The 23,580-nt window shown below is 42.2% G+C and carries 24 protein-coding genes; 12 read left to right on the top strand and 12 right to left on the bottom strand.

Translation table 11 applies throughout. The features are described from left to right. Positions 1–345 precede the first annotated feature (345 nt). Positions 346–654, top strand: coding sequence for an isoamylase early set domain-containing protein (locus tag QR722_RS08550; protein ID WP_286287136.1), 309 nt, complete (start codon positions 346–348; stop codon positions 652–654). Positions 655–930: 276 nt separating this feature from the next. Here QR722_RS08550 and QR722_RS08545 read toward each other — a convergent pair whose 3' ends face one another. Both QR722_RS08545 and QR722_RS08540 read right to left on the bottom strand, forming a co-directional pair. Further along, on the bottom strand, positions 931–1,860 hold the full coding sequence (locus QR722_RS08545) for an electron transfer flavoprotein subunit alpha/FixB family protein (RefSeq protein WP_286287134.1): 930 nt from the start codon (positions 1,858–1,860) through the stop codon (positions 931–933). Then, positions 1,860–2,609 (bottom strand): electron transfer flavoprotein subunit beta/FixA family protein, encoded by a 750-nt coding sequence (locus tag QR722_RS08540; protein ID WP_286287132.1) that lies wholly within the window; start codon positions 2,607–2,609, stop codon positions 1,860–1,862. The genes QR722_RS08545 and QR722_RS08540 overlap by 1 nt, the downstream gene beginning before the upstream one ends. 442 nt (positions 2,610–3,051) lie before the next feature. Between QR722_RS08540 and QR722_RS08535 the strand changes: the two genes are divergently transcribed. The 5 genes from QR722_RS08535 (at position 3,052) to fldA (ending at position 6,895) form a co-directional block, all read left to right on the top strand. Continuing rightward, a complete protein-coding gene (locus QR722_RS08535; RefSeq protein WP_286287130.1) occupies positions 3,052–4,698 on the top strand; it encodes an electron transfer flavoprotein-ubiquinone oxidoreductase in 1,647 nt (548 codons plus the stop codon). Positions 4,699–4,797: 99 nt separating this feature from the next. Next, positions 4,798–5,199, top strand: coding sequence for an H-NS histone family protein (locus tag QR722_RS08530; RefSeq protein ID WP_286287128.1), 402 nt, complete (start codon positions 4,798–4,800; stop codon positions 5,197–5,199). A gap of 73 nt (positions 5,200–5,272) precedes the next feature. Continuing rightward, on the top strand, positions 5,273–6,052 hold the full coding sequence (locus tag QR722_RS08525) for an alpha/beta fold hydrolase (protein WP_286287126.1): 780 nt from the start codon (positions 5,273–5,275) through the stop codon (positions 6,050–6,052). Between the two features lie 67 nt (positions 6,053–6,119). Then, positions 6,120–6,338, top strand: coding sequence for a DUF2788 domain-containing protein (locus QR722_RS08520; protein ID WP_286287123.1), 219 nt, complete (start codon positions 6,120–6,122; stop codon positions 6,336–6,338). Positions 6,339–6,370: 32 nt separating this feature from the next. Continuing rightward, on the top strand, positions 6,371–6,895 hold the full coding sequence (fldA, locus tag QR722_RS08515; protein WP_286287122.1) for a flavodoxin FldA: 525 nt from the start codon (positions 6,371–6,373) through the stop codon (positions 6,893–6,895). 122 nt (positions 6,896–7,017) lie between these two features. Here fldA and QR722_RS08510 read toward each other — a convergent pair whose 3' ends face one another. Further along, positions 7,018–9,039, bottom strand: coding sequence for a methyl-accepting chemotaxis protein (locus tag QR722_RS08510; protein WP_286287120.1), 2,022 nt, complete (start codon positions 9,037–9,039; stop codon positions 7,018–7,020). Positions 9,040–9,340: 301 nt separating this feature from the next. Here QR722_RS08510 and fur point away from each other — a divergent pair, with 301 nt between their 5' ends. Further along, positions 9,341–9,772 (top strand): ferric iron uptake transcriptional regulator, encoded by a 432-nt coding sequence (gene fur, locus QR722_RS08505; RefSeq protein WP_286287118.1) that lies wholly within the window; start codon positions 9,341–9,343, stop codon positions 9,770–9,772. A 27-nt stretch (positions 9,773–9,799) separates the two neighbouring features. Here fur and alr read toward each other — a convergent pair whose 3' ends face one another. The 4 genes from alr to QR722_RS08485 all read right to left on the bottom strand — a co-directional run bounded on the left by alr (position 9,800) and on the right by QR722_RS08485 (position 13,435). After that, positions 9,800–10,897, bottom strand: coding sequence for an alanine racemase (gene alr / locus QR722_RS08500; protein WP_286287117.1), 1,098 nt, complete (start codon positions 10,895–10,897; stop codon positions 9,800–9,802). A 152-nt stretch (positions 10,898–11,049) separates the two neighbouring features. Further along, positions 11,050–11,979 (bottom strand): 5-oxoprolinase subunit C family protein, encoded by a 930-nt coding sequence (locus QR722_RS08495; RefSeq protein ID WP_286287115.1) that lies wholly within the window; start codon positions 11,977–11,979, stop codon positions 11,050–11,052. 11 nt (positions 11,980–11,990) lie between these two features. Next, the gene (gene pxpB, locus QR722_RS08490) at positions 11,991–12,707 is read right to left on the bottom strand and encodes a 5-oxoprolinase subunit PxpB (protein ID WP_286287113.1); all 717 of its coding nucleotides are present in this window, start codon (positions 12,705–12,707) and stop codon (positions 11,991–11,993) included. After that, on the bottom strand, positions 12,707–13,435 hold the full coding sequence (locus QR722_RS08485; protein ID WP_286287626.1) for a 5-oxoprolinase subunit PxpA: 729 nt from the start codon (positions 13,433–13,435) through the stop codon (positions 12,707–12,709). Before QR722_RS08485 ends, pxpB begins: the two co-directional genes overlap by 1 nt. 72 nt (positions 13,436–13,507) lie before the next feature. Here QR722_RS08485 and QR722_RS08480 point away from each other — a divergent pair, with 72 nt between their 5' ends. Further along, a complete protein-coding gene (locus QR722_RS08480) occupies positions 13,508–14,344 on the top strand; it encodes a CvfB family protein (protein ID WP_286287111.1) in 837 nt (278 codons plus the stop codon). A 49-nt stretch (positions 14,345–14,393) separates the two neighbouring features. After that, entirely contained in the window at positions 14,394–14,786 is a 393-nt protein-coding gene (locus QR722_RS08475) for an OsmC family protein (protein WP_286287109.1), read from the top strand. A gap of 321 nt (positions 14,787–15,107) precedes the next feature. On the opposite strand, the gene QR722_RS08470 is transcribed toward QR722_RS08475, so the two are convergent. Next, positions 15,108–16,088, bottom strand: coding sequence for a transposase (locus tag QR722_RS08470; protein WP_286287107.1), 981 nt, complete (start codon positions 16,086–16,088; stop codon positions 15,108–15,110). Between the two features lie 218 nt (positions 16,089–16,306). Continuing rightward, a complete protein-coding gene (gene mscL, locus QR722_RS08465) occupies positions 16,307–16,753 on the bottom strand; it encodes a large conductance mechanosensitive channel protein MscL (RefSeq protein WP_286287104.1) in 447 nt (148 codons plus the stop codon). Between the two features lie 249 nt (positions 16,754–17,002). On the opposite strand from mscL, the gene QR722_RS08460 reads away from it, so the two are divergent. The 3 genes from QR722_RS08460 (at position 17,003) to QR722_RS08450 (ending at position 19,315) form a co-directional block, all read left to right on the top strand. Next, positions 17,003–17,335 carry a hypothetical protein gene (locus tag QR722_RS08460; RefSeq protein ID WP_286287103.1) on the top strand — a complete coding sequence of 111 codons (333 nt, stop codon included), beginning with the start codon at positions 17,003–17,005 and terminating at the stop codon, positions 17,333–17,335. Between the two features lie 340 nt (positions 17,336–17,675). After that, a complete protein-coding gene (locus QR722_RS08455; RefSeq protein WP_286287101.1) occupies positions 17,676–17,819 on the top strand; it encodes a hypothetical protein in 144 nt (47 codons plus the stop codon). Between the two features lie 305 nt (positions 17,820–18,124). Beyond that, positions 18,125–19,315 (top strand): IS4 family transposase, encoded by a 1,191-nt coding sequence (locus tag QR722_RS08450; protein WP_286284989.1) that lies wholly within the window; start codon positions 18,125–18,127, stop codon positions 19,313–19,315. A gap of 166 nt (positions 19,316–19,481) precedes the next feature. On the opposite strand, the gene truB is transcribed toward QR722_RS08450, so the two are convergent. From truB to infB, 3 genes are all read right to left on the bottom strand, one after another. Beyond that, the gene (gene truB / locus QR722_RS08445; protein WP_286287098.1) at positions 19,482–20,450 is read right to left on the bottom strand and encodes a tRNA pseudouridine(55) synthase TruB; all 969 of its coding nucleotides are present in this window, start codon (positions 20,448–20,450) and stop codon (positions 19,482–19,484) included. Continuing rightward, a complete protein-coding gene (gene rbfA / locus QR722_RS08440) occupies positions 20,450–20,884 on the bottom strand; it encodes a 30S ribosome-binding factor RbfA (RefSeq protein WP_286287096.1) in 435 nt (144 codons plus the stop codon). The genes truB and rbfA overlap by 1 nt, the downstream gene beginning before the upstream one ends. Positions 20,885–20,955: 71 nt before the next feature. Beyond that, the gene (gene infB / locus QR722_RS08435; protein ID WP_286287093.1) at positions 20,956–23,565 is read right to left on the bottom strand and encodes a translation initiation factor IF-2; all 2,610 of its coding nucleotides are present in this window, start codon (positions 23,563–23,565) and stop codon (positions 20,956–20,958) included. Between the last annotated feature and the right edge of the window lie 15 nt (positions 23,566–23,580).

Here is a 23,580-nt window from a genome sequence, read left to right as displayed (position 1 = left end):
TAACTTATGGCTTGTAACAATACAATAAAAAGTGTTTCAAGAGGTTTCAAAGCTCAATAGGATATTTTCAACAAGCTAACGGCGGAACAAATTTTGCACAATAATCAACTATTGTTAGCTTAGGCAATAAAAGGCTTATCGTCTATCCTTATAATATCGGTTCCTCACCGTTAAGGTGCACAATCTTAGAATATGAGCATTGAATGCCCAAAACCTGAGCAACAAGAAGGATAATTAGCACTTGATATTCTGTAATTTAATTACATTAACAATGACAGCAGGGCTAAAAACGCTGTATTATTGACCACACCATGTAATATTATTACCATCACTAAGGAGGAGCTTATGAGCTTCAAAAAAACTTATCTAAAATCCAAACCTGTTTGCAAGGTTACCTTCAAATTATCCAAAGAAGAAGCCAAAAACGCACAGAAAGTGCGTGTTGTAGGAGACTTCAATGAATGGAATTTATCTGCTTCACCGATGAAAAAATTAAAAAATGGTGGGTTTTCGTCAACCATTGATTTGCCTAAAGGTGCAGAATATCAATTTCGTTACCTGTTGGACGACCATGAGTGGGAAAATGATTGGCATGCAGATGCTTATATCACCTCACCCGTATCTTTCGACGACAATTCAGTAGTGTCAGTTTAATAACCCGTGCGGCATCTTCTGCCTAAACAACTGGTTATAATCATTGCATCGGGCAAAGGTTCACGCCTTTGCCTGAATAATCAGTGTGCCAAACTCTCACCGATTGCCCGTCATCGGTAATTGATGACGATTGCTCTGCTATATCGACGAAGAAGTAAGTAGGGCTGCTTAACGTCAACGTTTAAATATGCTGAATCGAGCCGTCCCTGTCGCTGGTTTAAATAATAAAAAAGCAGCCCTAATAGACTGCTTATTAAATTCATACATTTGACTAGACTAGGATAGTGCAGCTTCTAGCTCTGGTAACACATCAAACAAATCGCCGACTAGACCGTAATCGGCTACCTGGAATATAGGGGCTTCTTCATCTTTGTTGATAGCAACAATGACTTTCGAATCTTTCATTCCAGCGAGATGCTGAATGGCGCCAGATATGCCCACAGCGATATATAATTGAGGTGCAACGATTTTACCGGTTTGTCCTACTTGCATATCGTTAGGAACGAAGCCTGCATCTACCGCAGCACGAGAGGCACCAATGGCCGCACCCAATTTATCTGCAATACCCTCAAGTAACTTGAAGTTTTCGCCATTTTGCATCCCTCTCCCACCAGAGATTATCACCTCAGCAGCAGTCAATTCAGGGCGCTCGGAAACCGTCAATTCTGCGCTGACAAAACTGGACTTATCTGAGTTTTTAACATCATCAACATTTTCAACTAGCGCCGAACCGCTTTCTTGCGCTGCATCAAAGGCAGATGCTCTTACAGTAAGTACTTTCTTGACATCACTACTTTGTACAGTCGCGATGGCGTTTCCTGCATAGATTGGACGTACAAAGGTATCTGCGCTTACAACACCAATCACATCAGATATTTGTGCTACATCTAACAAGGCTGCAACTCGCGGCATGAAATTTTTGCCAGTTGTCGTAGCCGCTGCTGTGATATGGCTATAGCCACCGGCCAAATCTACCACCAAGTCGGCAATATTTTCTGCAAGTTGATGCTCATAAACACCGTTGTCTGCTAATAATACTTTGCTAACGCCAGAGATGGCTGCGGCCTGTTTAGCAATGTCAGCGCAGTTATGACCTGCGACTAATACGTGCACATCTGAGTCCATTTGGCTCGCAGCATGGACAAGTTTATGGGTTTCTGATTTTAAATGTTGATTATCATGTTCTGCATATACTAATACGGCCATTAGATCACCTTCGCTTCTGTTTTTAATTTTTCCACAAGTTCTGCTACATCCGCCACCTTAACGCCGCCTTTACGCTGAGCAGGAGCCTCGACTTTAAGGACTTTAACGTTAGAGCTAAGGTTAACCCCGTACTCTTCAGCTGGTTTCACTTCCAACGGTTTGCGTTTAGCTTTCATGATGTTAGGTAAAGTTGCATAACGAGGTTCGTTAAGACGCAAATCTGTAGTCACAACAGCCGGTAGAGAAAGCTCTACGGTCTGCAAACCACCGTCAATTTCACGGGTCACTTGCACTTTACCATCCGTAACCACTACTTCTGATGCAAAAGTACCTTGCGGCACACCGGTTAACGCTGCAAGCATTTGTCCTGTCTGATTATTATCTGAATCAATAGACTGTTTACCTAAGATCACCAATCCGGGCTGCTCTTGCTCAACAACCTTACTGAGGATTTTCGCCACTTGTAACGAATCTAAGTTCTCTGCCGTATCGATTTGAATTCCACGGTCAGCACCCAAAGCAAGCGCAGTTCGTATCTGCTCCTGGCAAGCCTTGTCGCCAATTGAAACCACCACGATTTCTGTCGCTATGCCTTTTTCTTTAAGTCTTACCGCTTCTTCTACTGCGATTTCACAAAAAGGGTTAATAGACATTTTGGCATTGGTCAAATCTACTGCGGTGTTGTCCGCTTTAACACGTACCTTTACGTTGTAATCTATGGCGCGTTTTACCGGCACTAAAATTTTCATGTTTACCTCTATCGGATATTAAGTGTCGAATGTACTTCAATGCGTAAACTGACTACACATTCTCAGGTTGGCGTAAATTTACTGGCTGTTGACGTGAGCGTCAACCAGCACTACCCTTTCTGCCAATTTCACACTGCCAACAATAGCCTACAAAACATAGGATACAAAATCCATTTCAGCTTAGTTTTTTGTATGGTAGTGTTGCTCCAAACTGGACCTTTACTGAGTCGATTAGCAACGTCAACCAGGCGCTTACCAGACAATATATCTAATTGATTGTAAAGGTTAAAACTTAATTTATCCGCAGCATTATAAACGCGGACTTGAGGTACATACTACTATATGAATTCTGAATATTAGCGGAGTTTATTGGTAACTCTTGGTGATAGTAGCTCAAGTATATATTTCTTTAATTAATAGATAACTATAAGAGGATAAACCTGTGGAACGTGAATCGATGGATTTTGACGTCGTAATAGTCGGCGCTGGCCCAGCTGGACTCTCTACCGCCTGTAAGATCATGCAGCTTGCGCAGCAAAATCAACAAGAATTAATGGTTTGTGTAGTCGAAAAAGGCTCAGAAGTAGGAGCACACATACTCTCTGGTGCAGTGTTTGAACCCAAAGCATTAGATGAATTATTTCCAGATTGGAAAGAGCGCGGTGCGCCACTGAATACGCCGGTAACGGATGATCATATCTATTATCTGAACAATGACTCATCGTCTAAAAAATTACCTAATGTCATGACACCAAAAACCATGCATAACCAAGGTAATTACATCGTCAGTATGGGTAACGTATGTCGCTGGTTGGCGGAACAAGCCGAGCAGTTAGGTGTAGAAGTGTTCCCCGGTTTTGCTGCAGCAGAGGTTATTTATAATGAAGATGGTAGTGTCGGCGGCGTAATCACCGGCGACATGGGTATCAGTGAATCAGGAGAGCAAAAAGACGGTTTTATGCCAGGCATGGAGTTGCGGGCGAAATATACCGTATTTGCTGAAGGCTGCCGTGGTCATTTAGGTAAGCAGCTAATTTCAAAATTCAAATTAGATGAAGGTAAATCGCCACAACATTATGGCATTGGCTTTAAAGAGATTTGGGATATAGATCCTGCTAAACACCAAGAAGGTCTGGTGGTACATACAGCAGGCTGGCCGTTATCCGATGCCTCTGGGGGAAGCTATCTTTATCATGCTGAAAATAATCAAGTATTGGTTGGTATCATCATCGATCTAAATTACGCAAATCCACACCTCAGCCCGTTTGATGAGTTCCAGCGAGTCAAGCACCATCCTGTATTAAAACAGTATCTAGAGGGTGGCAAAAGAGTGGCTTATGGCGCTCGGGCAATTGCCAAAGGTGGCTACAACTCCTTACCTAAAATGACATTCCCTGGCGGCATCTTAGTAGGTTGTGATGCAGGAACCCTTAATTTTGCCAAGATCAAAGGTAACCACACCGCAATGAAATCTGGTTTAATAGCCGCAAAAACCATTTTTGAAGCCTTGCAAAATGATAAGGTTGGTGAAGATTTGTTGGCGTATGCGGAAAAGTTTGAACAGTCATGGTTATATAAAGAACTCTACAGTTCGAAAAACTTTGGCCCTGCAATGCACAAATTCGGTACCTTTTGGGGAGGGGCTTATAATACCTTTGAACAAAATATCTTAGGGGGCCGCCCACTGTTTAATCTTACGGATGACAGTACTGATTATGGCTCGTTAGATTTAGCCGGTAATCAGGTTAAAATAGATTACCCTAAACCCGATGGTATCATTAGTTTTGATAAATTATCTTCTGTATTTTTGTCCAATACAAATCATGAAGAAGACCAACCCTGTCATTTAAAACTAATTGATAATGCTGTACCTATAGAAATTAATTTACCAAAATATGATGAGCCAGCACAACGCTATTGTCCCGCAGGTGTGTATGAAATTGTTGAAAACCCTGAAGGGGATAAACGCTTGCAAATAAACGCTCAAAATTGCGTTCATTGTAAGACATGTGATATTAAAGATCCCAGTCAGAATATTATATGGGTTACCCCAGAAGGTACTGGTGGTCCGAATTATCCCAACATGTAAAGTTCAATTTTAAAAAAAGCGTAGAAATACGCTTTTTTTATATACGCTTTTTGCTTAAGATTAAGCCTACTTCCACACATAAAGAGCAGTCAATTACCTATGAAAAACTTTGTTAATATTTTAACGGATGGCCGTAAATTACAGGGAGCAACCAATAGTCTATCCGTGCAAAATTTAAAGACAGTAGTCAATAAATTAGACAGGATCATTGAAAATAGAATTCAAAAAGAACAAAAAGAACAAAAAGCAGCCCAAGCTAAATTAGATAAAATTGCAGAGATTAAGAAACAAATAAAAAGTGCTGGTTTGAATATTGAAGACTTACAACTTTTATCCGACCCGGTTAAAAAATCTGGCGGTGTTGGTAAAAAAAGAGCAATTAAATATTCGATTAAAAATGCTGACGGTGAATTAATTAAGTGGACGGGTATTGGTCGTATGCCGAAAGTATTTGCCCATGCAATTGAATCTGGAAAATCTTTAGACGATTTTAAAATCTAAAATAATCTAAATGAAGATCTAACTGCGGGCTGATGAATTCTGTTCGCTAAGATCCTTAACTTTACGAGATTGTATGTCACAGTTACATTACCAGTTATCTAGTCGCGACAAAAACAAACCCTATCTCGTGCTTTTGCATGGGCTGTTTGGCAACTCAGATAATTTACTAGTGATCCAAAAAGGCCTAGCTGACACCTTCAATATTATCAATATTGATTTACCTGATCACGGCAGATCTGCATTTAGTCAAACTTTTTCTTTTGAAAGTTATGCACAACAGATATCCGAACTGATTAACAGTTTGGGTATTGGCACAGTCAACCTGCTAGGCCATTCCCTAGGGGGTAAGGTCGCTATGACACTAGCGTTGAGTCACAGTGACTTGATATCAAAGTTGATTGTTGCTGATATTGCACCTGTTCATTACTCCCCTAGACACCAAAATGTATTCAAGGCGCTCAACGCCGTTAATCTTGATGAGATAGAGTCTCGGGCGCAGGCCACACAAATATTGTCAGATATATTAACCGAGTCGGGTGTTGCTGCTTTTCTGGCTAAAAGTCTATATCAACATAATGAGCGTTGGAGTTGGCGATTTAACTTAGCGATGTTGCAACGGGACTATGCACAGTTATCAGCTGCAATACGAAGTGATACTGTTTTTCATGGGCCTGTGCTGTTTATTAAGGGGGGTCGTTCTGACTATATAAAATCTGATCATAGAGACGCCATCGTGTCTTTGTTTCCCAACAGTGATGCTAAAATCATCGGCTCTGCGGGACATTGGCTACATGCTGAAAAACCCGTGGTGTTTAATCGATTGGTCCGCGAGTTTTTACACAAAGATGGATAAAAAGCCGTGGGCTTAACCGACAAAAAATGGTATATTCTCGCCGTTTTTTCTTGGAGTAGGCATTCACATGCTAGCTGAATATTATGAGCAGATTGAGACTATAGTGCTTAATCTAACATTGGTCGCACTTTTTGCGCTAATGGGATATGCCATCCACGACGTACTCAAAAAGAATGATGTGCCCCTGGTGGGCAGAGCGGTAGTCTATTTAGTTTTATTTCTCGGTGCGGCTGGATTTTTGGCCAAAGGACTTATACAAGTCTTTTGGTCCAACAGTGGCGTATAAATACCGAATTGGTTAAGTGAAGGAAGTATAGAATGGCAAGCGTAGGTTTATTTTTTGGTAGTGACACGGGTAACACTGAACATGTTGCTAAAATGATCCAAAAAGAATTGGGTAAAAGCCTGATAGATGTGCACGATATTGCCAAAAGCAGTAAAGAAGAAATTGCAGAGTTTGATTTGTTACTCTTTGGTATTCCAACCTGGTATTACGGCGAAGCCCAGTGCGATTGGGATGACTTTTTCCCCGAGTTAGAGGAAGTCGATTTCACCGATAAGTTGGTTGCTATCTTTGGTTGTGGCGATCAAGAAGACTATGCTGAGTATTTCCTAGACGCCATGGGCATGATCAGAGATATCGTTGAAGCTAGAGGTGCCATTTTAGTCGGTCAGTGGCCAACAGAAGGCTATGACTTCGAAGCGTCTAAGGGTATGGCTGATGATAATCACTTTGTTGGTTTGGGCATTGATGAAGACCGTCAACCGGAATTGACTGAGAAGCGAGTCAAAGACTGGTGTAAACAAATCCATGAAGAATTATGTTTGGCGGAGTTAGCCTAACTCTACTGCATCGCCCCCCCCTAGCCTCTGCAGATCCTTTCAGTTATAGCAATGAAAGGACATGCCGCGGTTAAGGTGCCGTTTTAATACTAATACCAAATTTTCTACGAATCTGATCTTAGTTAAAGGGTGAATTGGCTCACGGCTTTTTTCATTTCAAGCATTAAACTATCAAGTTGCTGTGTGGCCTGAGTGGATAACTTGGTGGTTTCAGCACTTTGCTCTGCTAAGCCAACGATGCTGACTAAATTAGTCGCTACGTTTTCAAATAAGCTATCTTGTTCAAGGGTGACTGAGACTATTTGTTGATTGATTTGCAGCAAATTAACTATGGTTTCACCAATGTTTGACACCTGATGATTAACACTTTTAATTTGTTCTTCACTTTGTTTCGCGAAGTCACTGCCTAGACCAATGGCATCCACCGCGTGCTGTGCGTCGGCTTGTAAACTGACGATCATGGCTTCAATTTCTTCAGTGGAATTGTGCGTCCGATTTGCCAGTGTTCTAACCTCATCAGCAACCACCGCAAAGCCTAGGCCCTGATCCCCTGCCCGAGCAGCCTCTATGGCAGCATTGAGAGCCAGCAAATTTGTCTGCTGCGCTATGGTTTTGATTACATCTAAGATACTACCAATTTTCTTACTATTTTCTGCCAGCCGATTGACAATTTCAGCCGACTGGACAGCTTGATTAGCCTGCTCAGTTATTTGTTGATGCGTTTTGTTTACTAAACTAGCCGCATTCGTACTTTGCTGACTAATTTCCTGCAATTGCAACATGCCAGTCTGTATTTGCTGGGTATTACTCTTACTCGCTTGGCGAATTGTATTGGTATTTTCTGCGGTGGCATCAACTTGCTCTTTTTGGCGCTCAACTTGGGTTAAAGTTTGTTTACCTAGAGCCGCACTGGTATGCGACGCCCTTTCAAGCTCAGCTTCTTGCTCATGAATATGACTCACCACACGGTGTAAACTTTCAGTCAATTGATTAACATTGTTAGCCAGTTCGGCAAATTCATCATCATTTATCGAATAGGCTTTATGGGTCAAATCACCACTACTAATAATGGCTAAACTGCGATTTATCCGGCCTAAGGGTTTAGCGATACTCCTTGCCGCGAGAATGCCTAGAAAAACTGCCGCGGCCAAGGCGAAGAGTAATAACAACAGGCCCATCCATATATTTGACTGTACATTGTCTAAAATTGCGTTTTGCCCATCCAATGTGGCCTGATTTACAGTCGAAAATACACTTGAAAAGTGCTCAATAGCGGCATCCAAATTCTGCTCAGCATTTTCGTGGTGAGCTGCCGCTTGTTGAATGAGCTCAATTTTGTTGCTTTGCTTTTGAAAAAGGCCTGACTGAAGTTGAAATTTTTCTTTGAGCTGCAAAAATTGTTGATTAAATCCCTCAACATAACCATCGGTATTAATCGTTTCTGCAAGTCGATTAATATAATCCAGGTCCACCTGAATGTTACTTAAGAGGAACTCAATATCACCTTTTATATTTTCACTAACCTGTGGATTGGTTACCTTTACATATTCCTTGATGGAGCTAATCAGTGAGGTTATTTTATTATCAACATTTAGACCTGAGCCAATCAGTGTTTCAAGATTTGGATCGTCGCTCTCAAGAAAGGAGAGATCCATCATCAACGCGCTTGACTCATCGGCAATAGATAACAACTGGCTGGCAAGCTGATTGATCTCGCTATCTAAGCCAAGTTGCTCCAAGCGTGCCTGATACATGGATTCGGAACCTTGAATATATGCTTGGGCCTCGGATGCCCCCTGTTTGAAAGCTAGGTTAGATTGGCTAGTGATTTTTTCCAACTCAGATAGATTCTGTAAAAATTGCGCTGACAATTCAGTAAATTGGTTGTTGCTGTCCACTAGTTCGGCCAAATCACTATCGTAATAACCATTTGTGGTGTGTTTACCTAGGGTTAAAATTCCAGTCTGAATGGTCAACATCTGTGACTGAATAGGCATCTTTTGTTTTACAACTGTCTCAGCGGAATTACGGATCTCCGCCAGTCCAATATAAGAAACAATATTGGTTAAAATTATGATGCAGCCAAAAAGTGCAAATCCAGCAATAATTTTACTAACAACATTTAGATTTAATTTGGTTTTCAAAAAATATTTCCTATCCAACTGCCACAAGGTGGATCACTTAAATACCAGATCTTTTCATCGACCAGCACATTACACTGGATACATTTTGCAGCAAGTAATTCAAACTTTTTTGTTACTATAAGCGATTTTATTTAACATTCAACAACCGAGGTCCTACCAGTGACTAACCGGCTAAAAATTAGCCAAAAGCCTATCAAATAGTAATCAATTAGCTGGATTCACCAATACATCACCCGCTATCCCTTTCAAATTGAAATTACTTCCCTATAATAAACACACCTAGCAAACCTCAGATGAACCGATGGACCAAAATAGAGAACTAAAAAAAGCTGGTTTGAAAGTAACGTTACCACGGCTAAAAATCCTGGAAGTACTTCAAGATCCTGACAATCAGCATATCAGCGCAGAAGATGTATACAAACTCCTTATTGAGCTTGGTGAAGAGATTGGCTTAGCAACGGTTTATCGCGTGCTTAACCAATTCGATGATGCTGGAATTTTAAATCGCCATCACTTTGAAGGTGGTAAATCTGTATTTGAAATAAGTCATAAGAAACATCATGACCATTTAGTATGCTTAAAATGTGGCAAGGTGGTTGAATTTGAAGACCCTATTATTGAAAAACGTCAAGATGAAGTCGCGGCTAAAAATAAAATGAAGCTAACCCACCACAGTTTGTATCTCTATGGAGAATGTACTGATGGTAACTGTGATGAAGATTTAGACGAATAAAAATCAACTGCTCCTAACCAGATCTGGTTATGGAGCAATAGTTCGCCTGCAACGCTTCGGCATACGGGTAACCAGTTCATAGCCTATGGTATCGGCCCAGCTTGCTACTTCGTCAGCAGATAAGTGCTTACCCCAGAGCTCAACATCATCGTTCACTGAAACTGCGGTCAAATCTGTTACATCAACAGTGATCATATCCATGGATACTCGACCACATAGCCGTGCCCGCTGCTGATTGACCATCACAGGTGTGCCCGAGCGCGCATTGCGTGGATAACCATCTCCATAACCCACAGCGACAGTCGCGATTACTGAATCTTGCTGTGCCGTCCAGGTATTCCCATACCCAACGGATTCACCGCTTTTTATACTGCGCACTGCAATCACTTTGGAATTAAATGACATCACGGACTTTAAGGAATTAGCGATGCTATTGGGGTATGAAAAAGGTGATAAGCCAAACAACATAATACCTGGTCGATCAAATTCGCTGTGGGATTCCGGCCAAGCCATCAGTCCAGCTGAATTGGCAATACTGGATTTAAGTTTCATTCCCAAGGCCGTTTCGATACTTTGATGACAGCGCTTAAATCGCTCCAACTGATATGCAGTAAATTCGTTTTCTAGGTTATCTGCAATGGATAAATGCGTCATTAGAATCACTTCAGATACATTTGAACTTTGGCTCAGAGCCGCAACAAATTCCACCGCTTGTTCGGGTTTAATACCGAGACGGTGCATACCTGTATCAACTTTTAACCACACCTTAATGGGAACGGGCAATTGCATACTTTGTATCATTTGAAGCTGCAAATGGTTATGCGTAACCACTTCAAAGCCTTTTAAACTAGCACTTAGCAACTCTTGGGCGTCGAAACACCCTTCCAATAACAATATTGGCAACAGGATGCCATCTGAGCGCAATTCACTGGCTTCCTCTTCACTTGATACTGCAAAGATTGCAACTTGATGTTGGATGGCTCGGGCAACTTCCACTGCGCCATGCCCATAAGCATCGGCTTTTATTACTGCCACAGTTTGACTATGAGGCGAAAGGTTTTTCGCTACCTGATAGTTATGTCTTAGGGCGGATAAATCAATGGCTATTTCTGTGGGACGACTCATGTACTTTGCTTACCGCTCATATTCTGTTTATCGGTGGTTAAGGGTTTTAACTGATCAGTAGGAGAGTATATCAACTACTTGATGTTATGTAATCGGCTGTGTTTGAGAGCGAATAAAATTATTAAATCCGATCCAATTTAACATTAAATGCTCTACTGAATTGATACTCGTAACCTTTGCTGTTTAGCGGCATAGAGCAATAAAAGATTGTGGGCATCTTCGACAGAAATAGCCTTAAAAATAACCTTTTGCCCCGCTGATAGCTGAGCCAATCTATCGCAATCAATGGATAACACGCTGCCAATTTTATGATAACCACCGATTGTTTGTCGATCATTGAGCATCACTATTGGTATACCATCTGGCGGAATTTGCACCGCTCCTCGTGTAATTCCTTCTGAATACATGGACTTAGACGGGGCTAATATGCTTTTTCCGGTGAATCGGGCCGCCATACGGCTGGTTTGATTGGAGACTGTATACTCTTGGCTATAGAACTGTTGTAACCACCTATGCGCAAACTCTTTAACCTGATAACCCTGCACTACTCGAATACTGGCGACTTTATTGGTAATTGGATGAGCATCATCTGGTGCAAACTTGCACGTACCTCGATGAGCGGTAAAAGGCAAAATGTCGTTTACCCTCAGCGAACTGCCTTTACCATCAATTCCACCCAAGGCATCTCTTGGCACTGTCGTGCAACTGCCAAAAACTGTGTCAATGTGAAAACCGGTGTAGATAGCCAAATAACTTATAGCACCGCCGGTGGCTTCCGATATTGTCAGTTTATCGCCGCCTTGTAATGTAAAACTGCGCCAAGCTGGAAATGAGTGACCATTGATCTCGACTTTATTTGCACCACCAGTAACTGCGATGTAGCAGGCTTGATTAACTTCAAATGATGCTCCACTGCCTAAGAGCTCTATGCTGGCTTTTATCCCTAGATTGCCGCATAACCAATTTGCCCACTGGCAGGCGTGAAAATCAACTGGTCCCCCTTGGGTTATACCAATGCTGGCAAAACCAACTCGGCCTCCATCGACTAATAACGCCAGAATACCCGAAGATATTATCTTCAACTTAGCAGTCCTCATTTCCCACTGGCCTTCAGTTTATGGTATTTAGCCTCATCAATAGGACTAAATCTCACGAAGTCTCCAGCTTTATAAGGTGCATAGGGAGCTCGTTTAGGATCAAACAGTGAAAGTGGGCACAGGCCAATAATATTCCACCCTCCTGGGGATTGATTTGGGTATATTGCGGTTTGTCTATCTGCGATCGCTACTGCGCCTTGAGGCACCCTTTTTCGGGGAGAGTCTAGACGTGGAGTAGCAATACGTTCGTCAACTTCACCCATAAAGGCAAAACCTGGGGCGAAACCTAAGCAAAACACTCGGTAGTGTAATGATTGATGCAGCGCAATTACCTGTTCGATTTCAATATTGTTATGCTGTGATACGCGAGCTAAATCATGCTCAATATTAGGGGCATACCACACGGGTACATCTATAATCTTGCCCTGTACACTTTGTGCATCTTTACCTGTTGCAGATGATGCAGACACACTGTGGATAAGGGTTTTCAACCAACGATTAACCAAGAAATGATCAACTGCATAGACATCGTAAGTGATCAACACTGAATCATAAGCCGGCAAAATATCTAATATCCATGGCTTATTCTGGGCCATTAGCAGTTCAGCTAGCACTCCGATTTGTTGATTACGCTTATGTATATCCCCACTTCTAGCATAAATAATCAGAGCATTCTCAGCCGCAATCTTCACGTCGAATACAGATTCTGTCATTATTGTTTCATCATATTTCTTATATGCTTAACCCCATCAACCGCCTCCACACTATCGCCATGGACACACAGAGTATCTATTTTCAATTGCAATATATGGCCGGAAACCGTTTTTACTTGTTGGTGACTGATTATTCTTTCCACTTGCGCGAGCATGCTTGGCAAATCGAGCACTGCTCCTTGGATGCTGCGGGACAATAGTAAGCCCTGATCGTCATAACGTCTGTCTGCAAAGCCTTCAAACAACAGGCCACAACCTATTGACTCCGCGATACGCAATTTGTTTTGCCATAGTGGGGTAGCTTGCACAACAACGGGTAGATCAGCAGAATACTGATAAATCGCCGACAACACGGCTGCAAATAGCTCGTCACTTTTCATCATGTCGTTATACAAGGCGCCATGAGGTTTAACATATTCTAATGGCTGTCCTTGTACTCGGGCCATGCCATCAATGGCAGCAATTTGATAATGTAACAGTGGGATCAGTTCGGCATTAGTGAGTAACATACTCCGCCGCCCAAACCCTTGCTTATCAGGGTAAGACGGATGGGCGCCAATACTCACATTGTGCTGCTTAGCCTGACGTAGCGCTTGCTCAATGACTTCAGGATCACCTGCGTGAAAGCCACAGGCGATGTTAGCCATGTCTATGTAGGGCATGATTAATCCATCGTTTGGCATTTTCCATGCTCCAAAACCTTCCCCAAGGTCGCAATTTAGTTTGATCAAGCGCTTATTGCTCCAGCTAAATTCAGATATAATAGCTATGTTACTCATTTATCAACAAAAGTCAGGCAAATGCTGCAAATTGGAAAAATAAACTCGTTAAAGGTAGTGGATGAACTTCCATTTGGTTTCTATCTTGATGGCCATCAGGTAGAACGGATCTTATTACCCACCTCTTCGGCGCCTCAGGGTTGCGAAGTTGGCCAAACTGTCGATGTATTTATCTATCATGACAGTGATGATCGCATAATCGCAAATTCTAAAATTCCTTTTGCCATGGTCGATGAAATTGCGGTCTTAAAAGTAAAAAGCCTTACTAGAGTGGGAGCTTTTTTGGACTGGGGCCTCGAAAAAGATTTATTGGTGCCTTTTAGTGAACAAGAAAAACCTATGGAAGAAGGACTCTTATATGTTGTTTATGTATTCCAAGATCCTGAAACACAGCGTTTAGCAGCCTCGACAAAATTACGTGAATTTCTCCATGAAGATGGGCATGATTTAGAACCCAAATCCCCTGTGGACTTAATTATATGTGGTCGCACCGATATGGGTTATAAAGCGGTCATCAATGGAACCTATTTGGGCCTAATCTTTAAAGACGAAGTATTTAAACCATTACGTATCGGCGAAAAAATCAAGGGCTACATTAAGCATATTCGTGAAGATGGCAAAATCGATCTTGCTTTACAACTGCATAATGATCAGTCTCGAAAAGAGCTCACCGAACAAATTATTGAAGATCTAGAAGCGCATGGCGGTTTCTCCACCCTAACGGACAAAAGTCCTCCGGAGGAGATCAGTCAACGATTTGGAGTGAGTAAAAATACTTATAAAAAGGCCCTCGGCGCACTATTTAAGCAAAAGCGTATTTTGTTAGATAAACAAAAAGTGACCCTTGTTCAAAAATAAATAATCATACCTTAGGTTAAATTGTAGTTCATTCTAATTGGAGACGGATATGCAAGCAAAAGTCACTTGGCAACAAGGTCTGCGTTTCAAATGTGAAACCGATAATGGCCACAGCATAATACTTGATGGTGAAGCTGATAACATGACACCCATGCAAAGTGTTCTGTTGTCTGTGGGTGCTTGCTCATCAATAGATGTGGTGGATATTATGAAGAAGTCCCGTCAGTTAATCAGCGCATGTTATTGCGAACTTACGGCGCAACGAGCCGAACAGGCTCCGAAGGTATTCACTGAGATCCACGCTACCTACGTGGTCAAAGGTGAAAATATCAGTGAAAAACACCTCGCCCGAGCAGTTCAACTATCATGCGAAAAGTATTGCTCAGTAATGTTGATGCTTGCTGGTAATGTAAAGATAAATAGCAGTTATCGCATTGAATGAATTAGCAAAACCAGCCCAAAAGGTAATAAGTCATACACCTTGTAACTTTAGGCATTAGTTTACCTAGAATATTACAATTATAACGATGACACCCATTCTTGTATAACGATGACACCCATTCTTGCACATTAAGTTTTAGAAGTTATACCACCATTTTTGGTGCCTAAATGTGATCGTTTTGGGTAGGTAAAGTAAGGCCTAACTGCAGATTTTGAATACGATATCGGTTATTCATTTGATAAGTCGGTCGATTTACCAAATCCTAAGCAGCCGAAATTACCCGCTTATCGTGGCATGCAGAGACTTGATGATTTGATGTTGTTATGCGTGTTTGAACAATATTTTTGCCTTACCCATGCCTCTTATGCGTTGATGTTTTGTGTGACGCTTGAACTGCTGAAGCATATGCTCACTGCCCACCGCGGTGGCAAAGTGCTTTTCGAATTCAGTGGTGAGTGCCAGCCATTGCTCTGTATTGATGTTTAGTCGTTGAAGAATGTCGCTCTGGCTATGGTCAATATATCCGGCTTTGTCGTCTCGAAGACTTCTGCCAGTGCTATCAACTAGTACACAATAATCAATCAAGCTGAAGGCGATACCTTTGGGCATATTTTGTCGATAATTACCTACAAAACATATCAGAGAAGCAGGTTGTTTGCCTTCTTTGAGGGCGTGAATACGTTGAAACACACTGGTGTGTTTGGAAGTTTCTGGCGTACTTTCCATTTTGGAGCGAATTGGGTTTAAATCCACATAGGCCATACAGGCTAGCACCGCGCTTTCATCTAGCAAGGCCTGGCTTTTGAATCTTCCTTCCCAAAACCTGCCCGTGCAGCCATCTTCTGCATTGGCTTCACGAGCAATGTGTTCATTTAATTCACGCATAAACCAACTGATGTCGTATAAGCGATGACGGACAACCTCAACGGTTTCATCCACTGTCAGTTGCTCGCAAGTACTAAGCGCATCACCCCGTAAATACTTTTGTGTGAGTAACGTGCCCTTGTGTAATCGATGCCAACGGCTAAGGACCTCTTTGTCAGGCCAACTGCCCGCAAGGTCTTTATCCACACACAGCACCACATGGGTATGATTACTCATCACCGCATAGGCCGCGATATCAATGGCAAATACCGAACCTAAAAATAACAAACGAGATTCTACCCAGTCCCGGCGATGCTCGTAACTTTGTCCCGTGTATTTATCTTCGCCACACAAAAAAGAACGCCGTACACAGCGGGAAACACAATGATAATAAGGGGTATCGATTAAGCTGATTTGATTTTTTCGAGCTTGAGGCATACATCATCCATCCATGGTTGATTAACGTCCTTAAAGCCTAGTCGAAGATTGAAACTTTAACAGTCTAGGAATGGGTGTCTTACGAATGCGTTACGAATGTAGGTGTCTTACGAATGTATTATGTGTTTATATGACTTGCCTCATCCCTGCGGACATAACACACTATTAACGCGTCACCAAACTAAGTGGTGACGCTTTTTTACATTTTTATTGGTGGGTTAGACGACTGGCTTTTTTAGCGCATCACGAATTTCGGTCAGTAATATCACTTCTTCAGACGGTTTTGCAGGTTTGGCCGGTGCTTCTTCTGCTTTTTTCTGCATTCTTTGTACGGCTTTGACCAACATAAATACACAAAAACCAACGATGACTAGGGTAATGCAATTGTTGATAAAAACGCCAAAGTTAATGGTAGGCGCGCCCGCTTCTTTAGCTGCAGCTAAAGATGGATAAGTTACATCGCCAAGGTTGTAGAATAAATCGGTGAAATCGACCCCCCCCATAATATAACCTATTGGTGGCATAATTACATCGGTAACCAATGATTTGACTACAGTACTAAAAGCGGCACCAATAATGATACCTACGGCCATGTCGATCATGTTGCCTTTTATAAGGAAGGCTTTGAATTCTTTTAACATATTAACTAGCTCCTGAAATGTCATTAAAATGTACTATTTATGACTAGTACAGGTCTAGCATAACCCAATCGCATAAATTATGCGCTATGGAAATATGTAGTTAATTTTATTGACATTATTTGCATTGCAGCTCTTTCCTAAAGCTGTTTTCCCTTTACACTGTCATCACTTCAATCGTCAGTTTTTTTACACAAAAAAATCTTGGAATTTCAATTCATATAAAAATATTATTGAAAATCATGCAACTATATCATCTAAAGCATTGCAAAAAACATGAAATTTCCATCTTTGAAATTATTTGCAGCATCAGCCTTGTTGAGTCTTAGTGGGCTCAGCAATACAACTGTTGTCTACGGAACGACCTATGCCGGTAGTGAACCTAGTAATCTACTGAGTATAGACTTAGATACTGGAACGACAGCGCTAATTGGCTCAACAGGGATTACCATTAACGTCTTAAACTATGATTCATTGAACGGCTATTCACACGCGTCAGAGCAAGTCGATGACGGCTTATACGTTTTAGACGTCGGTACGAGTAAGTCCTTCCATAGTAGAGAATTGAACAGCACTAGATGGAGGGTAGCGTTCGTAACGTCACCTTGAGTTTGAATACCAGCGGTGACTAATTTAATTGGTGTGATCCTTTTAACAATTATTTGATGTCAATCAACAAACTCACCGGACAAGCCACTACTGTCGGCAATAGAGGCATTGATAGTTGCCCTGTCGGCTTGGCATTTGACGCCAGTGATGTGCTGCATTTTTCCAAGGTAAGGCCTACACGATGGACACCGTTCCCAGTGCCACTATTATGTGGGAAGTAACATTGTCAGGGCTCATCGCCTTGACTTTAATGATGAGGACAACTTGTACTAGGGGGTGTTGGAGATGTTGGTCCATTAACACAATTAAAGTGCTTGATTAAGCTGGCATTGGCGCTCTGATGGAAACAATCAACCTAGACACAAGTGACGTATTTAAAATTGCATTTGCCCATTACAGTTTGCCAGTACCAGAGCCAGCGGCCTTGGCAATGTTAGCGATTTGTTTATCTGGTATATGCGCGTTAACAGCAAAAGCAGGCTAATGAACTTTATCCAGGCCGTCTAATTCGATGGTTTTTGGTGTCAACTTGTTAACTGCAGGATGTCGTCCTGGGGTTGCTGCTGGCCAAGGGTAAAGCAAGACAGAACTGCCTTATTCCCTATAAAAAATATCCTGAACGTCTTGCAAGGTGCGAGGCATGGTTCGGATAAAATCTCACGAAAATCAACTTACTCTGACCCTGAGGTATCCCCACGAAATAAACAGAGAAGTAATTTAAAATAATTTGGAACATTCACGGTACTTGGTGATCAGATCAATCGCCAAACATCACTAAAGACCAATACCATGAATGAAGTTGTTATTTTGAAGAAGTTCCTTAGAGCTGTCACGCCCAAAATGCATAAAGTTAGACGAGCGTCATTCACGAGTTGTGTGAGCAGTTTGCTAAATGGAGCTAAAGCCAGTGTTACCAGCATGGGACGCGGTATTTCATCTTCAGCATATGAAAAACATCGCATTAAACAAGCGGACCGCTTGTTGTCTAATAAACACATTATTAATGAACAATTACCTATCTATCAAGCCATCTATACGCAATATACGAATGCTTCATCACGCCCTATTATTCTGATTGACTGGTCTGACTTAGATACGCATAAAGGCTGTTTTTTGCTAAGGGCTTCGGTAGCTTTTAATGGCCGAGGAGTGGCTATTTATCAAGAAGTTCATGATATGAGCACGAAAGAAAAACGGTGCACGCACAAGGCGTTTTTAGCAAAATTAAAGACGATTATCGATGACGATGCTAAACCGATAATTGTGACAGATGCTGGCTATAAAACCCCTTGGTTTAAAGAGGTCATTGCTCTGGGGTGGGACTTTGCAGGAAGAGTCCGCAAGCCTATGATGTATGTTAATCAAAAAGAAGACTGGGAGCATACCTCTGAGTTATATAAGCGAGCTACCAGTCAACCTATAGGGTTTACTAGCCATATTTGCCGCAGCCAACCTTTAGCATGTACCTTGGTGTTATTTAAAGGAAAAAGCAAAGGCCGACATAGCTTAACGCAACATAACATTGCCCGCCAATCTAAGTGTTCCAAGGTCCATGCAAGAGGTGCTACAGACCCTTGGTTAATTGCCACATCACTTCCTCGCACCAAAAGTTTAGGTAAAAAAATAGTCGCTATTTATCGACTGCGTATGCAAATTGAAGAAGAGTTTAGAGATATCAAAAGCAGTTTATTTGGATTGGGTTTTGAACACCATAAAAGCCGATATATACACCGCATTGCAGTACTCATCCTTATCGCTACACTTGCCAGTATTCTGGCCAACATTATAGGTCTAGCAATGTTCACGGCTGGTTTACACCGTCGCTATCAAGCGAACACAGTTAAGGTTAGACGAGTATTATCGTTTCACTATTTAGGATTGAGAGGCTTCGTAGATAAGCATTTCAAATTGCTCAGCGAGCAATTTGAAACTGCTGTATTAAATATCAGAACTATGATAGCAGACAATTTTAATGATTGAATATTCGTGGGGATCCCTCAGACTCTGACCCTCTTGATTCGTTGATTCCAGTACAACAGCGGATGTTACTGTACTGGAAAGTCAGTTATCCAAGCCGTAATAGACTTTTATAGCGGTTTTATACAGAGTTTTATATTGTCTTGGGTAACTGCACAGACAGTCTTAGTTAACCTGCGGTTTTGTCGCTACGCACAACGGTTCTTTTCGGCGCAACACGACTGTCATCATCGATGAAACCCACCCCCATGAAGCGTCCGCCGCAATAGACTCTAACTTGAGTGTTTGTCGCTAAGCCAAGTGCATCAGAACACTGTACCGGATTTCCGTTATAGAAATAGCCAGCGCAAACCTGCTCCAGTTCAACACTCGGTAGGGTTTTCACGGCCGAATCCATGGGTAATAATAAGCCGTCTAGTTCAGTAAAGCTGCTATCGTCCATAATGTCTAACTGTGCATCGTCTATCTCTTTACGCATGGCGAAAAGGGTTTCGAGTGATATAACTCTATCTACCGGATAATCTGTTACGCGACTACGATGTAACCGACTAACATAGGCGCCACAACCAAGAATTTGACCAATATCATCTACCAGTGAGCGAATATAGGTACCTTTACTGCAATGTACTTGCATGTCCACTTCGTCCCCAACTATCCGCTCAATCAACAAAGAAAAGATGGTAATATCTCGGGCTTCGCGCGGCACTTCAATACCTTGACGAGCATAGGAATAAAGTGGTTTTCCTTGATACTTTAGCGCAGAGTACATTGATGGCACTTGTTTAGAGTTGCCCAAAAATGACAAACACACTTGTTCGATTTGCTCAGGTGTAGACTCAACAGGCCTTTGTTCAACGATTTCGCCGTCTGCATCAGATGTGGTTGTGCGAACGCCTAACTTGGCCGTAACCGAGTAGGTTTTATCCGCTTCTAACAAAAACTGAGAGAACTTGGTGGCTTCACCTAAACAAATGGGTAACATACCTGTGGCTAAGGGATCTAAAGCGCCCGTGTGTCCAGCTTTAGCTGCATTAAAAACACGCTTCACACGCTGTAACGCATCATTGGAAGACAAACCTAATGGCTTGTCTAACAATAAAATGCCGTCAATCGCTCTACCTTTACGTTTTCTAGCCATTAATCGTCATTTCGCTGTTGGTTTTCTAATTCTTCTTGATCTAAGTCACGTCCTGCATCGGTTGCTCGCTGCTTATCTTCATTTAACGTCTGGGATACAAGATTAGAAATACGCATACCTTCGGTTATAGAGGTATCTTGATGGAACTTCAACGCTGGAACTGCACGCATACGCATACGTTTAGCCAATAAGGTACGAATAAAACCTTTATTATCTTCGAGTATAGTTTTAAACAATTTCAGTTTTTCTTCGTCGGTTTCGAAAAATGTCACATACACTTTGGCATGTGCTAAATCCCGAGATACCTCAACACCTGAAACCGTCACCATTCCCATTCTAGGATCGCGATTTTTAAATTCGTTTTGGAAAATACTGGCCACTTCTTTGTGGATCTGTTGTCCAACTCGATCAGTGCGGGAAAATTCTCTAGCCATACTGAACTCCTAAATTACAGTCAAAAACGGAGGCCTAAGCCCCCGTTTTAATTTAATGTTACGCAAAGGGTTTAGATTTCGCGTTTCACTTCGATAGTCTCAAAGACCTCAATTTGGTCTCCGACTTTAACATCGTTGTAGTTCTTCACGCCGATACCACATTCCATACCATTACGTACTTCTTGGACATCGTCTTTAAAGCGACGAAGTGATTCTAGTTCGCCTTCGTAAATTACCACGTTTTCACGTAATACGCGGATAGGCGCACTGCGTTTGATGTTACCTTCGGTCACCATACAACCGGCGATAGCGCCAATTTTAGGTGATTTAAATACATCACGAACTTCAGCAAGACCGATAATTTGTTGTTTGAACTCAGGCGCAAGCATACCGCTCATCGCTTGTTTCACTTCATCAATCAAATCATAGATAACACTGTAGTAACGTAAGTCAATTTCTTCTGCTTCGATGATACGACGAGCCGTTGCATCAGCACGGACGTTAAAACCAACTACAATTGCGCTGGACGCCACCGCTAAACTTGCATCAGTTTCAGTGATTCCACCAACACCACTACCCACGATATTTACTTTCACTTCATCAGTTGACAGTTTAATCAAGGATTCAGAGATAGCTTCAACAGAGCCTTGTACATCGGCTTTCAATACGATGTTCAAGTCACTAACATCGCCAGCTTCCATATTGGCAAACATGTTCTCGAGTTTAGCTTTTTGTTGTTTAGCCAACTTAAGATCTCGCTGTTTGATATGGCGTTTGCTAGCCACTTCACGGGCTTTACGTTCATCTTGTACAACTAAGGCATCTTCACCAGCAATAGGCACACCAGACAAACCAAGTACTTCAACTGGTGTTGAGGGGCCTGCCACTAGCACTTCTTGGCCGTTTTCGTCACGCATTGCTCTAACACGACCGTATTCGATACCACAAAGTAGAATATCACCGGCTTTAAGTTCACCTTCTTGAATCAACACCGAAGCAACAGGGCCACGACCTTTATCAAGACGAGATTCAATCACGATACCTTTTGCTGGACCTTTAGGTACAGCTTGCAAATCTAAAAGTTCAGCTTGTAAAGAAATAGCTTCAAGTAGAGCATCGATACCCATACCGGTTTTAGCTGATACGTTTACGAATTGATGCTCACCGCCCCACTCTTCTGAGATGACTTCCAGTTGAGATAGTTCAGTTTTAACTCGGTCAAGATCTGCGCCTTCTTTATCCATCTTGTTTACGGCGACAATCAAAGGAACGTTAGCTGCTTTAGCATGCTGTATCGCTTCTTTGGTTTGTGGCATTACGCCATCGTCTGCTGCCACAACAAGGATGACGATATCAGTTGCCGTTGCACCACGAGCACGCATAGCGGTAAACGCGGCGTGTCCAGGAGTATCCAAGAACGCGATACGGCCGTTATCAGTTTCTACGCTGTAAGCACCAATATGCTGGGTAATACCACCTGCTTCACCGGCTGCAACTTTTGCGCGACGGATGTAATCCAATAGCGATGTTTTACCATGGTCAACATGACCCATGATAGTAACCACTGGAGCACGGTTCTCTTTATCACCCGTTGCTTGGCCTGCTAACAATTCATCTTCAAGGGCATTGTCATTAACTAATTCATATTTATGACCCATTTCTTCGATAACAAGTACCGCTGTATCTTGGTCAAGAACTTGGTTAATAGTTACCATTTCACCCATTTTCATCATGGTTTTGATAACTTCTGTGGCTTTTATTGCCATCTTGTTAGCAAGTTCGCCAACACTGATGGTTTCACCAACACGAACAATCCTTTCGACAGGTGCGGCAGGTTTATTAAAGCCATGTTTAAGATCTGCACCGGCATTTTTCTTAGACTTCTTACGACGACGAGAGCCACGTTCAACTTGCGCATCTTCTTCATCTTCTGCTTCTTGAGCATAGCGATTAGAGTGCACATGTACTTCTTTAGCTTCTTCTTTCTTACGACGCTCTTCTTCTTCTTTCCAGCGACGCTCGTTTTCTTCGGCTAGACGTTTTGCTTCTTCAGCAGCCTTTTTAGCATCTTCTTCAAGCTTACGTTGTGACTCTTCTTCCTGAATTTTGCGTAAACGCTCTGACTCTTTACGAGCCGCTTCTTGCGCCGCTTTTTCTTCAGGTGATAGACTTTGTTCTTCTTTTTGACGAGCAGCAGCTTCTTTTTTGGCTTGCTCAGCACGAGCGGCTTTGTCAGCTTCAGCTTTTGCTTTCGCTTCTGCAGCTTTAAGGGCTTTTTCTTCTGCCGCTTTTTTCGCTTCTTCTGCAGCCTGACGCTCAGCTTCAAGTTTATTTTGCTGCTCTTGCGCGTGACGTTTAGCTTCTTCTTCAGCCAAACGCGCTTCTTCCACGTCTGAACGCTTCACATAAGTACGCTTTTTACGCACTTCCACTTTAACCGCTTTTGATTTACCGACACTTAATGTACTAGTGGTTTTGCGCTGCAAGGTCATACGCTTAGGACCTTCAGATCCTGCACCACCATGAGCTTTGCTCAAATGATCAAGCAATTTACGCTTTTCATCTTCGGCAATCATATCGCCGGCTTTTTTAGTTAAACCCGCGTCAGCAAACTGCTGAACTAAGCGATCAACTTGAGTACCGATGTCTGCGGCGAGTTTTTCTATGGAGACTTCTGCCATATAGCTGTATTCCTC

Source organism: Aliiglaciecola sp. LCG003 (genome assembly GCF_030316135.1).
GTDB lineage: Bacteria > Pseudomonadota > Gammaproteobacteria > Enterobacterales > Alteromonadaceae > Aliiglaciecola.
Note: the sequence above shows the minus strand (reverse complement) of the source record. Positions and strands in the feature narration are given on the sequence as shown.

What these genes read in the sequence shown, in the direction of transcription:
- QR722_RS08550 (WP_286287136.1), top strand. Translation starts at nt 346, where the DNA reads ATGAGCTTCAAAAAAACTTATCTAAAATCCAAACCTGTTTGCAAGGTT.
- QR722_RS08545 (WP_286287134.1), bottom strand. Translation starts at nt 1,860, where the DNA reads ATGGCCGTATTAGTATATGCAGAACATGATAATCAACATTTAAAATCA.
- QR722_RS08540 (WP_286287132.1), bottom strand. Translation starts at nt 2,609, where the DNA reads ATGAAAATTTTAGTGCCGGTAAAACGCGCCATAGATTACAACGTAAAG.
- QR722_RS08530 (WP_286287128.1), top strand. Translation starts at nt 4,798, where the DNA reads ATGAAAAACTTTGTTAATATTTTAACGGATGGCCGTAAATTACAGGGA.
- QR722_RS08525 (WP_286287126.1), top strand. Translation starts at nt 5,273, where the DNA reads ATGTCACAGTTACATTACCAGTTATCTAGTCGCGACAAAAACAAACCC.
- QR722_RS08520 (WP_286287123.1), top strand. Translation starts at nt 6,120, where the DNA reads ATGCTAGCTGAATATTATGAGCAGATTGAGACTATAGTGCTTAATCTA.
- fldA (WP_286287122.1), top strand. Translation starts at nt 6,371, where the DNA reads ATGGCAAGCGTAGGTTTATTTTTTGGTAGTGACACGGGTAACACTGAA.
- fur (WP_286287118.1), top strand. Translation starts at nt 9,341, where the DNA reads ATGGACCAAAATAGAGAACTAAAAAAAGCTGGTTTGAAAGTAACGTTA.
- alr (WP_286287117.1), bottom strand. Translation starts at nt 10,897, where the DNA reads ATGAGTCGTCCCACAGAAATAGCCATTGATTTATCCGCCCTAAGACAT.
- pxpB (WP_286287113.1), bottom strand. Translation starts at nt 12,707, where the DNA reads ATGACAGAATCTGTATTCGACGTGAAGATTGCGGCTGAGAATGCTCTG.
- QR722_RS08480 (WP_286287111.1), top strand. Translation starts at nt 13,508, where the DNA reads ATGCTGCAAATTGGAAAAATAAACTCGTTAAAGGTAGTGGATGAACTT.
- QR722_RS08475 (WP_286287109.1), top strand. Translation starts at nt 14,394, where the DNA reads ATGCAAGCAAAAGTCACTTGGCAACAAGGTCTGCGTTTCAAATGTGAA.
- QR722_RS08470 (WP_286287107.1), bottom strand. Translation starts at nt 16,088, where the DNA reads ATGCCTCAAGCTCGAAAAAATCAAATCAGCTTAATCGATACCCCTTAT.
- mscL (WP_286287104.1), bottom strand. Translation starts at nt 16,753, where the DNA reads ATGACATTTCAGGAGCTAGTTAATATGTTAAAAGAATTCAAAGCCTTC.
- QR722_RS08460 (WP_286287103.1), top strand. Translation starts at nt 17,003, where the DNA reads ATGAAATTTCCATCTTTGAAATTATTTGCAGCATCAGCCTTGTTGAGT.
- QR722_RS08455 (WP_286287101.1), top strand. Translation starts at nt 17,676, where the DNA reads ATGGAAACAATCAACCTAGACACAAGTGACGTATTTAAAATTGCATTT.
- QR722_RS08450 (WP_286284989.1), top strand. Translation starts at nt 18,125, where the DNA reads ATGAATGAAGTTGTTATTTTGAAGAAGTTCCTTAGAGCTGTCACGCCC.
- truB (WP_286287098.1), bottom strand. Translation starts at nt 20,450, where the DNA reads ATGGCTAGAAAACGTAAAGGTAGAGCGATTGACGGCATTTTATTGTTA.
- rbfA (WP_286287096.1), bottom strand. Translation starts at nt 20,884, where the DNA reads ATGGCTAGAGAATTTTCCCGCACTGATCGAGTTGGACAACAGATCCAC.
- infB (WP_286287093.1), bottom strand. Translation starts at nt 23,565, where the DNA reads ATGGCAGAAGTCTCCATAGAAAAACTCGCCGCAGACATCGGTACTCAA.